Consider the following 14,804-nt stretch of genomic DNA (forward strand, 5'->3'; position numbering starts at 1 on the left):
CTATAGGTAATTAGCGAAACAAAATCCGCAACCAAGTGCGCTATTTTTTTCACCTATCCCTGCTCCTACCGCTACCTTTGCTAACAATTGAGATTTCTCATCATCTTTCACAGTAATTTTAAATTTATTCCCCAGTAACTTAATACCTTTATAGTTAGTTTTTATAGGTTTACGGTTAATAAATTCAATACGTTGAATAAATGATTCCGTAAATAACTCCTCCCCGTAAAAGGCTTTATATTTTTTCTCTAAATTGGCTTGTAGTCTATTACACAATACATCTAAACTATCTTCTGGTAAAAATGGTTTATTATCCACCGTTATAACAACTGGAGTAATCGTATATAGATCAACTATGTGTTTTTGTGGTAATTGTTTAAGTTCTAATGATAAACATTGTATAGAATAATTTTTAATTGTAGGCAAACACTCTTTTAAATCCTTAAGAAATCTATAATCCAAGCTTTTCAAGCGGATTACATACACACGGTCTTTTTTGTATATTTTATCTTTTTCAGATGGATAAAAATTGCTAAATACATAGTTTTTATACCCCTTTCTCTTATGCAAAGCTTTTAAGTTCTCACTTTGAAGCATGATTTTATTAATATAACCACCAATTAATTGCAGGCTATCTTCATAATGAATATTTTCTCTTAATAATGCTGTTATTATTAGTTCGAAATTCATATTTTCATCCCTTCTTAAACTATTATATCAATTATGTTCAATATTAAGCTTTAATCATGTTACAAAAATATAAATAATATAATTACACTAAGTTCTTTAATGAGTGCCTCCTTTCATTTCTAATGCTTCTGTACTATACAATAACAAATAACCTGTACTTCTATATAAAAACACTTTGAATAATTTGGCCGGTTTCTTATGTAAGTATTTTTAATAAGATAGCTTTTTTCTCTATAAAAAAAGGACTCCATTCATGGAGCCCCCCAAACGAATTAAAACAAATAACAGACATTCAATAGAATATCACAATTTCTAGATAATAAAGTTTCAATTTTTGCTTTTGAAAAGAGTAAAATAAATCATACAAAAAAATCAATACTATATTATAATATTAGATGCGCTGGTATTATGTCCTCAGACTTATTGGATTGGAAACTTGTCTTTTATCGAACCATCCAAAGAGAAAGTACTTTTTTGAGTACTTTCTCTTCAATTAATAAATTATTCTCAGTTTATTGAGGCAGACTAAGCCTAAAAAGCGTATATTGATAAACGGTAGAAAAGCTATTATTACTCTCCTCTTTCTGTTTTTAAATTTATCCATTACTTATCCTACTTAAAATTGGTGTTTCACACCTTCACATTTTTGAGGAAATAGCCTTCTGTCGGAGATACAAATAGTTAAGAGCATCTTGATTATATTCTTTTGTCTCCTTCGCCAATATGGTGGCATATATAGCTACCCTTTTACTATGCTCTTTTGTATACGGATCTTTCAAACCTAATAGATAGAAAAGCAATACAACCACCTCTTTTTCATATTAGTATTCCTTTTTCGACATCCTGTCGTATTATCAAAAAACACCAAAATAAAAACACCTTAAACAATATATATAAATAAAACATTTCTAAATCATAATCTATACAGGTTATCATTTATCTTTCCCGGTTTTTATGCATGGTGTCTATCATGACTCAAAAACAAGTTGATATTTTATTTATATACGTCTGAAAAGGTGTTGGAACTACAAGCCGCCTATAGTTTCTTCTTTTGGGGCTTTTTACTTTATAATTATAACAAAAGAATCCATACAGTCCCTTTCATAAAGCGCCTTATGGTCGGCATGATTTGAATAGCTTTATGTACGATTTTAAAAATGAAGGAAGGTGTCTACTCATGCGTTCTCTTTTAAATAGCAATTTACGCAGACAACTACAATTTTTAGAACTATTATACGAACGAGATGGATGGCATACGTTAGGGATGTGCGCTCTAAGACTGAATTGTTCCGAAAGAATCCTCAGAGAGGATATCAAATGTATGAATCAAGAATTTCAACCTTTTCAGATTGAAACATCTATAAAAGGGGTTCGTTTAACCTACCCTTCTCAATATTCTGCTGACTTTATCTATCAAAAGATTTTATCTCTAAGTCCTGAGTTCTCCTTTATCGAACGGATATTTTTTGATGAAAGTGATGATATAGAGACAATCGCGGAGGAATTATTTCTTAGTACCTCCACTTTGAGGCGGATTATCACAAAATGGAATGTGTATCTCAAACAATATGAGATATACATTTCAACAAACCCTTGCAAAATCATGGGAAATGAACAAAATATTAGGAGTATTATGGTTCACTATTTTTATGAAAAATATGGTGTGACTCGTACCCCTTTTCAAGAAAAGCAACTACAGGTACTGGATCAACTCTTTCTGTATGTCACCCAAAAAAATCAAATACAATTAAATTTTCCGGACCTCATACGAATTCGGTATTGGACAATGGTGAATGTGATTCGTTTACAACACCATCATATGAAAGCCGTTTCAGAAGATTTTTTTAATCCTTTGGATGTAAGTATTTTTGAAAACAGCCCATTTTGTCAATTGTTCCGGGATACCTTTTCTCTTGAGTTTAATCATGAGACTGCTTATCAACTCTTTTCTATTTTTTTCAATCATCATTATGCATTTACGTATGAACAATTAGAAAATATGGTACAACAAAAATCAAATGATGCATGGAAAATCGTTCCTGAAATCTTAAGCTTGTTGCAAAGACTCTCAGACAAACTACATGTTCCCCTCCAAAATGAAAAAAAAATCATTTTGGAGTTATACAATTTACAAACGATGAATTATGGACGTTTTATTTTACATGAGAAAAGACGTTTCTTTTCCGAACATCATTCTCACGAATTCTCATACTTTGTCTTGCTTTTAAAAGAAGAATTAACTCACTTTCAATTTCATGAACAGTTCAAATGGAACGCGCATTTTTTTACGGAAACATATATATTTTAATCATACATTGGACAAACTTATTACACGCCTTAAAACAGAAGGTTCCGGTTCTTCATGTAGGAATTTTTTGATTCAGATGCGGAACACACTTTATTTATTCATAATATTATGCAGTATCAATTGGGACATCTAATTCGCTTATCTACGATTGACGTCTTACATCTCAGCTCTTTTAAAAAAGTTTCCGAAACATTCGACCTTATTATCACAAATATTTCGGGGATTACAGACGTATCCACACCAGTCATTTGTGTGAATACCATTCCTTTATTACAAAGATCTCAATAAAGTACAAAAGGAAATTTTCTCTTTCATTCATGAGAAACTTGCGAAGGAATTTGATGCGTAGTGAAAATAGTATTTACTTTTTCTCAGCTCTATTGTATTTGCAATAGAGCTGATCATACAATTGCTATTGCAAGGTACCATGATCTATCCAAAATATATAATCGTAATAAAATAATCGGATTCTTCTCTACAAAAGGCCCTTTTTCAGAAAAAAACCCCTCCAGATGAAACCTGTATCTGGAGGGGTACTACCATTACTCTACGTCAACAATCAATTCGACACTTTCTATATAGAACATACCTTCGGTCTCGCTCATCTCAATCCACACTTGATCTGTATATGGGATGAATGTCACTGTTTTTGTGGTATATCCTGTTTGCTCATTGTACAAACCATTTGTATTCGACACTTGCGTATTATACACACTATCTGTGTTATAATCGCTTGCACTAAACGTAAGCGTTTCTGTTTGATTTCCACCATCACGGATACTCACATACCCATTCCCTACCCCTTCTTTTCTTGCAGTAACTCGTAATACATATCTTTGATTCGGTTGAACTGTAAACTGTTGCGAAACTTGCCCATCCCAGTTTGGCATGACTAAGACAGACGTATTGTTGATTTGTTGTACATTTACACCAGATGTTGTATTCCAATTACTTAATTCATTTCGGAAATCACCATTTGGTATGGCGTTTCGTTGATCATACAAACCCCACGCTTGTTGGAGTCGATTTGTTAACTCTGTGTACTTCGTATAGTTCATCCCTTGTATTTCTGGGAACATTTCATTATATACATAAGGAATGGACTGTATCAGGTTTTGGGCCGCAGTAATATCCGTAATTTCTACGTTTGGATTCAATTGTTGATCTTGGTAATCTGCATATAAACGATCTACCGCTTGTTTTGCTGCCGTATATTTTCTATCCGTCTCTTCACGTCTTTTTGTCATTTGAAGCTTCCACTGTTGTTCTTCTCTTTGCAGGCGTTCTAGTGCGTCTCCTGACAATGGTCCCTCTTCTACCAATTCAAGGTTACCGAGTGTTGCATATCCCTCTGGGTCCGTAATCTTAAATCCAACCCATATTCCTGCATTTTCATTGTAATCCAGCTCTCCTATATCAATAGGGAGAGAGAATTCATGCGCTTCAGCAGAACGATTCCCATTTGGTAATCCTCTTTCTCCTTCTAAACGGCTATTCACATACTTTTGTTCGCTGCATCGATTGATTCTACCATCAGAGTTTACAGGAGGTACATCTGGTAATAAATCATCTGGAACATTTTTTACAATTCGGTTCGTCTGATGACGAATTGTGGAAATTTCCAAGCCTTGACTGCTTCCGACAAACCCTCTCAATCTATATCTTGTGTATGGTTTTAATACACCTTCCTCTACTTTTTGATACAGATACGTTGGATACGTTTCTGTATCCATTTCTCTCGCACCTGGTAGGCGTAGATAACGCCCTTTAAATAGAGCATCTCCTTCTACAACCTCAATTCCTGTACTTGCGGTCCATCCATTTTCTCCATTTATCTCTTGGAAATCTGGATCTTGTAGTAAGTTACGTGCCTCGCTGAGTCGTTTTGCCTCTTTCACTGCATCAAATAACAAGCGTTTTTCATTTGGATACAAATCATCCGATAGGCATTCCACTAAGTTTGCCGCTTGATTCACTTCATAATCCGTTACCCCTGGTCGTAAACCATCTTTTGTATTCGTAAACAAGGTATTCACTGCTTTCTTTGCCGAATCTAAATCTTGTTCTGCCTCATATGTTGCATTTACTGGGATGAGCTCGATTCGGTCTATATAAACTACGCTGCCTCCTACGATTGAACTAAAATTCCTTACACTTATTTTTAATGTATCTTGAGCTTGATTAAATGTAAAAGGTGTAGAAAAGCTTGCAAATTTAAAATTTTCATACTTCAAACTTTGCCATCCGACGTTAGGCGCGCTTTTGTTAAATCTACCATTATTTACAGTAGTGCCTCCACGAACTACATCTAAGTCAAAATCAACTGAAGAGCAATAGCGAATTCTCACACGGTATTTTTGGGATAATGGTGAATTTATATTTAACCTTATCACTCCAGTGCTACCAGAAGAGTTAAATGATATTGGATCTCCACCAAGATAGTGTCCAACTTCGTTAGCGGAAGGTTTAGGGCCGTCACTGGCCTTTACAACTGGTATTTGAGTGATTTTATCTGAATAAACTGTATTCGTACGATCCGCACTCCGATGTGTCCAAGAAAATACTGGTACATCTGGATTTCTAATAAATGTAACATAATTCAATCTATGGCTATACGCCTCATAATTGGGTTGATCTAATGTTTCTGGTGGCAATTCAACTTCTGAATCCTTTTCTTGCGCTCCAATACCTTCAGATCCAGGATTATAGGTAAATGTTGTTTTATACTTGTTGTCAGGATATATCGCATCAAAAACAACTTTAGATACGCCATAATATTTCGAAGTATAAGCAAACAGAACCCCCGCTGTTGATAAAGTCTTATAAACGTCAAAACCTGTAAAGCCAATTTGCTGCGTAGCAATAACAGAACTGCCACTCGTAGTGCCATAGGTTTGAGTTTGTATACTGCCGCCTATAGGTTGAGAGGATATTTGATGCCCTATCCATTTTTTTAAGTAATTACTAGCACTGAATGAGCTTCGCCCTGTATATATAGAGAGTCTAGTTATAAAATCAAATAGATGCTTTCCTCTTATAAAAGTACTTTCCAGAGTATTGAAAGAAGGTGCTGAGTCATACCAAGAACCTTGCGCTCCTATGGCACCAATTGGATCTGTATATACTTCCCTTGTTAGTTGTGCTTTTGTTTCCATTGGGTACGTGCGCATGTCATACATTGGAAATAATGTCATAATATCTAACACCGATAATGTCATTTCTCTTCGGAAGCGGTTATATTCAACCCATTGTTTAGCATTCGATCCTTTTAATCGATCTAACCCAGTTCTATACCATTGTACACAATGATCAGAATATTGCGCGATAAGACTCATTTGACGATTATAATAGTTATTAATAGCGGTTGTAGAGAACCCCCATTCTTCTCCAAAAATAGAAGCGTCCTTTAATAACAATAAATGAAGGTTAGCTGCTTGCGCATATACTGAAAGTAATGGTACTTCATAACCTGTTACCCGAAAAGAAGGCATATATTGTGTAAATAAGCTATCAAGGATTTCAAATCGATTCCGAACATCACGTAAGACTCTTGTACTGCTTGGATTTTCCTGCCATTCTTCAAGTGCTGTTAAATATAATTGATAGTTATTTCCTAACCCTTCTAATTCTGCAAGTGCCTTAGCCCTTGCGTATTCTGCTATTTTTTGATTAATAAGTGCTTCTACTTGTTCCATAAAAATTTCCCATTGACTCTTTCCACCTGGCCACAAAACATCAATAAGTGTACTATATAGGCTCACAATCGGTCCTACCAATGGAACTCCTAATTTTCCTAATATAGTACCTACCAAACTGATTGCTGTCTTAACCGCATCTCGCTCACTAATAAGCACTTCAGGTGAGCCAGAATATTCACTATCATATCCCTCAGACATTCTTAAATACTCTTTATAATTCATATTTTGTAATGCATTTGTTGGATCACTCGCAAAAGGGTATCTGTTAGAATCATTGGATACAGATGTAGAAGGTGCCATATCTATAATTTCATATTCATTTTGATTATTTGGACTCATCTATTTTCCTCCTATACATACACAAGATATAAAATTTTTACACTTTCTTTTGACTTTCCTGTACGATCGATTCCTTTTTCTTACATGACAAATCAGGTAATCTTTTGACTTTCAATCCCTCTCCTCATTACCATGATAAGAATATTCTTCTGTAGATGATAAAATTCCTGTTAGATAGAAAAATATTACGGCTCTTCTTAGAACGAACTATTGTATGATAAAAAAGGTGGCGATGCTTTTGGGAATGCCGTATAAGAGAACGTTTTTGTTTCTATTGAAATTATGCATAATCAAAATAAAAAACACCTGATATTTGAGCCGTTTGCGGGTTTTCTTCCAACAACTTTATCACGACATCACGTACTAGAATATGATGACCATCAATCACATAATACGGGACATGATCGACACTATATTTTAAAATATGATCCACATATACGGTTTCTTGACAACTTAAAAATAGGGATGTGTCTCTACCACTTGTGGTATACACATGTTCCATACTAAGCGGCTCAATGGAAACGTTCACAATAAAGGGTAAGACACCTTTGATTTTTAAGACATGTAAATCGATTTCGACTTGCCCACAATCCTCTACGTCAATCACTCGTTTACACATCTCTTTTACCATAGATAAATGGCTTACATCATAAACAAGTTTTGGTGTATTCGGTTTTTGAATTTGAAACCCTGTTGGAATAGAAACCATACATTGAAAGGGAATGGTATGTTTTTTCTTCCGCTTGAAACCTTCTACATCTGACTGATCTTGCGATGCATATTGTTCTTCCATTTTTTTCTGTGCACCTCCTATCGAATCAATGGAGCCTTTTCGAATCATTTCGAAAAATCCCCCCATCTATCTTTATGTACCGGGCATTGTTGATATGATGATTATTTTCGCGTTTAAACATATATTGCTTTTTTGTTTGACATAGAGTAAAATATTCCACTCTTCTTATTTTAGTAAAATCTTGTCATCATAAGCAGAAATTACGATTTTCCCCAAAAGATATACATAAAAAAGATGGGGAATACAATGTGTAATGGAAGTTTGAGAAGTACTCATGCAAGGAGAGCTATCGCCATTGGTCAGTTTGACCAAAAGGGAACAACATTACATCAATTCAATCTCGTAGAATATCAATAGGAAATGTATCTAAATATTTGGCATCCAGTGCATCATGAATTTTTCGGTTCTCATGAATCAGGGGATGGACTTCTTATTCTGCTTTCTTCAGTCTTTCTATATAAAGAACTTAAAAGAATGTCTAAAAAGGAACATACAAAAGTCCCCAACAATGAAGTGCACCCCAATTGTTAGACACATAATTAACAATTGGAGGTGCATTTTTTATGGCTAAATTTTCTTCAAAAGATAAAATACAAGCAGTAAAACGATATCTAGAAGGTACGGAAGGCGGAAAAACCATTGCTAATTCTATAGGGGTTCATCCTAGAGAACTTTATCAATGGATTAAACGGTTTGAATTTTCAGGGGAAAAGGCGTTTGAAAAACGCTATACAACTTACCCTCTCGAGTATAAACTAGATGTAATTCATTATATGAATGAAAATGGGACATCTCTGAGAGAAACAGCTGCTTTTTTTAATATTCCTTCTTGCGAAACACTCCGAAAATGGAAAGTAGCTTATGAAACAGAAGGATTAGATGCCCTAAAATCAAAGAAAAAGGGGCGTCTAACCATGGCCAAAGAAAAAGCTAAGCTACAACATTTAAAACAAAACGAAGTATTTCTTGAAGGTTCTATAGAAGCGCTACAAGCAGAGAATGAACGTCTGCGTATGGAAAATGACTATTTAAAAAAGTTGAATGCCTTAGTTCAAAAGAAGAAAACATCACAGACCAAGACAAAGCGCAATTGATTTATGAATTAAGGCATAAATATAAGGTCGTTGACCTTGTGAAAGTCGCTAATATCGCTCGTAGTACGTATTATTACTGGATGAAACAAGCGAAACGTCCAGATAAATATAAGAAAGTTAAAGAATTAATTAAAGAGATTTTTAGTGAGAATTTTGGGAGGTATGGTTATCGTCGTATTACATTGGAATTACGTAATCGAGGCCATGCATTAAATCATAAAACCGTTCGACGTTTAATGAATATCCTGGGATTAAAATGTCTTGTTCGATTAAAAAAATATCGTTCATATAAAGGGACTGTCGGGAAATTCGCTCCTAATATTTTAAAACGTAATTTTCACGCATCAAAACCAAACGAGAAATGGGTAACAGATGTGACGGAGTTCCACTTACATGGTAAAAAACTATATCTATCACCCATTTAAGACTTATATAACGGAGAAATTATAGCTTACAATATAGAACATAGACCTGCCTATTCCCTTGTTTCTAAAATGTTAAATAAGGCGTTTCAATGTTTGAATGATAAGGAAACTCCTATTTTACACTCGGATCAAGGTTGGCATTATCAAATGCGACAATATCATCAGTCGCTTAAAAAACATAACGTTATCCAAAGTATGTCCCGTAAGGGAAATTGCTTAGATAATGCAGTCATGGAAAATTTCTTTGGCTTATTAAAGTCTGAATTACTTTATCTTAAAGAGTTTGAAAGTATGGAACAATTTAAGCAAGAACTAGAAACTTATATTCATTACTACAATCACAAAAGAATTAAAACAAAACTAAAAGGATTGTCCCCCGTGCAATACAGAGTTCAATCCTTAGTAGCTGCTTAATATATTTGTCTAATTTTTTGGGTTCAGTTCACAAAATTGTTAGGGACTTTTTACGATACTTTCTAGGGATTTCGCAAAAAAAACACACGAAAGTATATTAATTATAACATATTTATTTTCAAATTATTCAAAAATATAACAAAACATGTTTGTGTATATACGCCTTGCACATGCGACAATTCTTTCCTACCAGATACAGGTAGAACATACGACTTACGATGTGTACATGATAGATGTACACACTTCGTTAACAATGAGACTCCTTCTTCATTTATTGTCTTTTTTCAATATGGATCCCCTGTAGACTGGTTTGATTTAATTGATGTTTTTCATCAAACCATAATAAAAAAGAATCTTTTATTAACAGGAAAATACCACTCTTTTGTAACTTGCTTCCAAAGGAACTGACCCATATACAATCCCCACGTTTTATATATTGACAAAGATGATTCTTCTCACCCTTTTTCCTACAATTGTTACACTCACATACTCTTTGTTGTCTCATACGCCTTCACCTTCTAACAAAAGATTTTACCAATTATTAAAATAACATGTTCCCCCATATTTCTACTGGTATTTCAAGATGTACATGCTTCAAACAAGCATACTTCTATGTTAGGTGTACCCTAACAGTATGTTCCTCGTTACCTTCTTCTATATACAATAGCCTATGTCAATCTTTCTTCATTGGAATAGGCTTTTGCCTATTTGAAATCATTTCTAATCCATTTTTAATGCATGCACTTTGACATCTCCATATGCAATCATAAGTATGTTTTTGTATTTTTGTAGTAAAAGGCCCAATCCTCTACCCCTTCTTTTGCATATAACATACTGTAGTTTAAAAACAAAAAATGAGGTGACACAAGAATGTCTAGAAGAAGATTTCAGCATTTATGTGAAGGCGATCGTATCCGTGTCTATTCTGCAGGAAATAGGCTAGATGGCGAAGGAACATTTATTCGATTTTTAGAAGATGGCGATGAAGACTTTTTATATTGGATTAATCGTCGTGGAAATCTAAACTATACGAGTTTAGATGCGATTAATATTGAAAAAATACGCCATGATTGTTGTGACCGGGATCGCGACCGCGATCTTGACTAATACTCTCTTTGTTATCTAAAATCCCTATCTACATTCTCCTAGATCTATTCTCTTTTTTCTCATTTTACTTGTCATGGATGATTGCATCTTAAAACCACAGAATTCCTACAAACATCAAGGCGAGATATGGCATTCTTCATATATCTCGTCTTTTTTATGATAAATCTTCAAATCATTCGTCTGTATAAATAATTTCATCCTTTCCTTACCAGAAAAGATTTCACCCTTGTAAGGAAACAGTTCTTTTTATAGCTCTTAATGGAGCTCTTCTTTTAGTAAAATAGTAGGCTCCTCTCTTGATCAAAAAGAAGTTTTGTCACATATCCTATTGTATAAAAATAATATCTTAAACAGAATGGATGTGAATAAAATGAAACAAGAAAATGAAAATGGGTATGAAATAGAAGTCGAACAAATTGAGACAAAAATCGAATGTGAAAGTTGTTGTATTTCTCCAGGTGAACATACTGGTATATCTGGAGGGGTAGCTTTAACTGGATTTATTGATGTAGAAAAAATCATAACGGTAAAAAATAACGGGTGCAAAGAAAAATTGTTTTTAGAGAAAAAACTTCCCTTTCAAATTGTCATTTTAAATTTAGGGAGACAAAATGACAATGCGAGCGTTAAACCGAAAAAATCCTCCTAATCTTTCATAGCCTATAAATATTCTATAATTAGCAAGGTATAGGGAGAATCGTGCAGTCAAGATATTTTGAATTACCACCGAAAATACAATGGCATACACAAATCAATATATCTACCTTTAGCAAAAGGAGAATTTGATGTGTTTTTCGTTTCAAATGTGTGAGACAATAAGCAGGAGTCGATAAAGCAATTAAAATATATCCAATTTTCTTCCCCCTAAGTAACGGCGCCAATCTATGTTGGCGCCCTAATTTTATTTTGTCATCAAAATAGGAAAATGAATAGAAAAATAGAGATTTATTATGCTTTACGCTGGTTTTTGAAAATGCATACGAGTAAAGGATTATCGAATTTTCTTTAGAAAATAAATATACTACTATTTAAATTTTTCTACATTTAAACTAAAAACACAATTTCCCCCTTAGCAAAGTGGAAAAATCGTGTTTTTAGTTTTGATAATTATGTTATCCTTTATTTGAGTGTTATTCTTATTGTATAAGCATTATGTCATAAGCATGTATCAAAAACTTCTTTATCAAGTATTTCCCGAAAAAGCACTCGAAAGATTACAGATTGTTGGGAACCCTTTAGGGATTCCCAACAATCTGTAATCTTTTTTGATTTTAGTGAAAGAAAACCATATAAAATCATAGACTTTATAAAAATAGCCCGCCACCAGACCCTTTTTGGTTAGATGGAGAGCTATTTTTTTCATGCTTTGGCAAGCAGTGGTGAGATAAGCCTGCATTTGGACAGATTTCATTCCTCGAAATCGAGCATATCGATAGCCATATATTCCTTTGGCGTCCGCAAAGCTTCGCTCTATAGTGGAACCGCGTACTTTATACAGCTTTTTTCTTGTAGCCATTAGTTTGTTTTTTCTAGCGATATCTTTATATTTCTCCCACATACGATGAGTCATAACTTTTTGTTTCTTTGAAAAGCAATCCTTACGTAGTGAATAAACAGTACAGCCTTCTGGATTTGATTTGTATTGACAATATCCTTCGCAATCCATTGTCATATATTCTAAAATACACCCATTGGACAAACAAATACATTCATTTCTTTTATATATTTAAATTGTATTTCGGTACTTCTTTATTTTGTTTTCCAAATCAGCGATTCCTCATCACCATAAATATATTTCTTTCTGATAAATTCTTACAGATATAGCCTGTAAAATAGCCCGCATCAAGAGCGACAACTTTTATTTTGAATCTGAATTTATCAATCTGAGCTCGGAATCTGCCATATTTCCAGCCGTTACATAGGTATCTGTAATACTATTGTACTTCGCATCAGTCTTAAGATGATCCAAGAACCATCCCTCATTAAAAATCTACTATCTGGCTCAGTTGTACTGATACGTTTTTTTGGTAGGGGTATCACTTTCCTTTCTAGGTTTTAATTCTTTTTTCCATGTACCTCACGATCTTCGACTACTGCAGCTTCTAGCTCATCTATAAAAAAATTTGCCTTTTGTTTTTTATATTTATGTACAAATTTATTTTTATTAGCATTCGCATGTATAATCTCCTACAGCAAAATGGGCGAAAATCTCATCGATATGAGAGAAAAGATTCTTTAATAAATTAGGTCTCGTTTACAATTATACCATTTCTAATAATCAAGCGACCTAATCCAAAAAATGAAACCAAATAGGGTTTATCTCGCATGCAAATCTTTAAATTCTCTATACATGACCTTTATAAAAAAGAGACAAACTCTATAATAATTGATGTTGTATGAACCTATCTAAATAGCGATATATAGTGACCTCTTTATAAAAATTATTAAAATAAGATAATATAATCTTTGACATCCACTACATTAATGTAGTGGATGTCAGTGTGGACGCACAATGATAATTAAAAGATTTTGCGCATTTTCTACATTGTATGTCTTTTGGGAATTCGTTTAGTATAAATTTCCAAAAAATAATTTATTGTAAAATAATGTTAAATATTATATATTATTTTTAATTATGATGGTTTAATTTAAATTTTTAACAAAGGGAGAAGGATTTTTAATGTTAAAGAAAAGTTTAGTTACAGTAATCGGGGCAGCAAGTATATTAGGTATTGGTGCTGGAAGTTCTAGTGCTAGTACAATTCAACACCATTCACAACCAGTTATCGATTCTGAAGAATTAGTAGTACTACCTACTTCTTCAGAATTTAATAAAGGAGAAACACAAAACGAATCAAACTTACCTTCAACAAGAGCAACTTTCAATATCACAGCTAGTCTAGGTAAAAATTCTTATATAAAATCTAGTAATTCGTTTTATATTGAGGGTGTTGCAAAACTCATAAATATCCAAACATGAATGCATAAAAAAAATCCGTTTTCCTGTAAGAATGATAGTAATCCAAACTATCTCCAGAAAGGACGGATTTACTAGTATGATAACCAATTTTGATCAGAATCAATCCATTTTACAAATTTTATTTGCGTATGTAGACAGTTTAACCCTAGAAGGCGTTCCGCCTATTACAGGCCATCCACCCATTTGTAGAAAAGCTTTACTCAAATGTTTTCTCTTGAAAACCGTATTCCAAATCAATTCTTTACGCAAATTGACTCGTTTTTTGCATCAATATCCTTCCTTTCGTGCATCTTGTGGTTTATCTTTTGTTCCTCATATTTCTACTTTTTCACGTGTAGGCACTTGGTTTCGTGAAAAAGGTATTCCAATCATTCATGAATAGGTTCTTCAGGAACTTAATTTAGGACTGATTCCTTGTGTCTTAATTGATAGCTCGGCCTTACGGAGTAGTTTGTATGATTCACAAGCGAAGTGGGGGGAATCGACTCGTTATGGTTGGTATAAAGGATATAAGGCTCATGTTTGTTCAACACCAGAAGGTGTTGTATTATCTTACGCGTTTACAACAGCGAACGTACACGATAGCAAGATGGCTCCTGTACTACTTCAAGACATAGAAGACCAACGTGTGTTATTTTCTATAGCAGACACCGCTTATGATAGCCAACACATTTATAAAATTGCAGGTACGTTTGATATCTTTCCGGTAAATCCCATTAATTCACGAAATGGCGAACAAATTAAAAATTCACACCGCCATGTGTTATCACTTTTTGTAACTACAACCTTTGGGAAACAGTTGATGAAAGAGCACGGGAAAATTGAACAGCAGTTTAGCAATCTCAAAGATAAAGGGCTGGATCAGCCGCGCTGGTATGGACAAAATCGCTATCTGCTGCATATCCAGTTAGTTTTTCTGATTCATAACATTGCATATTTATTTTAGTTTTGCAACA

Annotated in this window: 7 protein-coding genes and 3 pseudogenes; 6 read left to right on the forward strand and 4 right to left on the reverse strand. The window is 33.8% G+C overall.

From position 1 onward, the window contains the following. Nucleotides 1-690 (reverse strand): CRISPR-associated endoribonuclease Cas6, encoded by a 690-nt coding sequence (gene cas6, locus AXW78_RS29020; protein WP_061885038.1) that lies wholly within the window; start codon nucleotides 688-690, stop codon nucleotides 1-3. A gap of 1,321 nt (nucleotides 691-2,011) precedes the next feature. Between cas6 and AXW78_RS29025 the strand changes: the two genes are divergently transcribed. Then, nucleotides 2,012-2,998, forward strand: coding sequence for an AcpB/EbpR/MafR family transcriptional regulator (locus AXW78_RS29025; protein ID WP_231122483.1), 987 nt, complete (start codon nucleotides 2,012-2,014; stop codon nucleotides 2,996-2,998). A gap of 542 nt (nucleotides 2,999-3,540) precedes the next feature. Here AXW78_RS29025 and AXW78_RS29030 read toward each other — a convergent pair. Together AXW78_RS29030 and AXW78_RS29035 are read right to left on the reverse strand one after the other, a co-directional pair. Continuing rightward, nucleotides 3,541-7,035, reverse strand: a complete 3,495-nt coding sequence (locus AXW78_RS29030; protein WP_061885039.1) for an insecticidal delta-endotoxin Cry8Ea1 family protein — start codon at nucleotides 7,033-7,035, stop codon at nucleotides 3,541-3,543. A gap of 280 nt (nucleotides 7,036-7,315) precedes the next feature. After that, nucleotides 7,316-7,876 carry a hypothetical protein gene (locus tag AXW78_RS29035; RefSeq protein ID WP_231122475.1) on the reverse strand — a complete coding sequence of 187 codons (561 nt, stop codon included), beginning with the start codon at nucleotides 7,874-7,876 and terminating at the stop codon, nucleotides 7,316-7,318. A gap of 515 nt (nucleotides 7,877-8,391) precedes the next feature. Here AXW78_RS29035 and AXW78_RS33570 point away from each other — a divergent pair. From AXW78_RS33570 to AXW78_RS29060, 3 genes and pseudogenes are all read left to right on the forward strand, one after another. Then, nucleotides 8,392-9,761 (forward strand): annotated as a pseudogene (locus AXW78_RS33570) (IS3-like element ISBth167 family transposase). An 870-nt stretch (nucleotides 9,762-10,631) separates the two neighbouring features. Continuing rightward, nucleotides 10,632-10,868, forward strand: a complete 237-nt coding sequence (locus AXW78_RS29055) for a hypothetical protein (RefSeq protein ID WP_061885041.1) — start codon at nucleotides 10,632-10,634, stop codon at nucleotides 10,866-10,868. 370 nt (nucleotides 10,869-11,238) lie between these two features. Then, nucleotides 11,239-11,517: a hypothetical protein gene (locus AXW78_RS29060; RefSeq protein WP_061885042.1), complete on the forward strand. Its 279-nt coding sequence runs from the start codon at nucleotides 11,239-11,241 to the stop codon at nucleotides 11,515-11,517. Between the two features lie 657 nt (nucleotides 11,518-12,174). Here AXW78_RS29060 and AXW78_RS34110 read toward each other — a convergent pair. Continuing rightward, nucleotides 12,175-13,049, reverse strand: a pseudogene (locus tag AXW78_RS34110) (transposase); the annotation flags it as partial. 499 nt (nucleotides 13,050-13,548) lie between these two features. Between AXW78_RS34110 and AXW78_RS29070 the strand changes: the two are divergent. Together AXW78_RS29070 and AXW78_RS29075 are read left to right on the forward strand one after the other, a co-directional pair. Then, a complete protein-coding gene (locus tag AXW78_RS29070; RefSeq protein ID WP_061885043.1) occupies nucleotides 13,549-13,848 on the forward strand; it encodes a hypothetical protein in 300 nt (99 codons plus the stop codon). 76 nt (nucleotides 13,849-13,924) lie between these two features. Next, nucleotides 13,925-14,794 (forward strand): annotated as a pseudogene (locus tag AXW78_RS29075) (transposase). Nucleotides 14,795-14,804: the final 10 nt, after the last annotated feature.

The organism is Bacillus thuringiensis (genome assembly GCF_001595725.1).
Classification (GTDB): domain Bacteria; phylum Bacillota; class Bacilli; order Bacillales; family Bacillaceae_G; genus Bacillus_A; species Bacillus_A thuringiensis_K.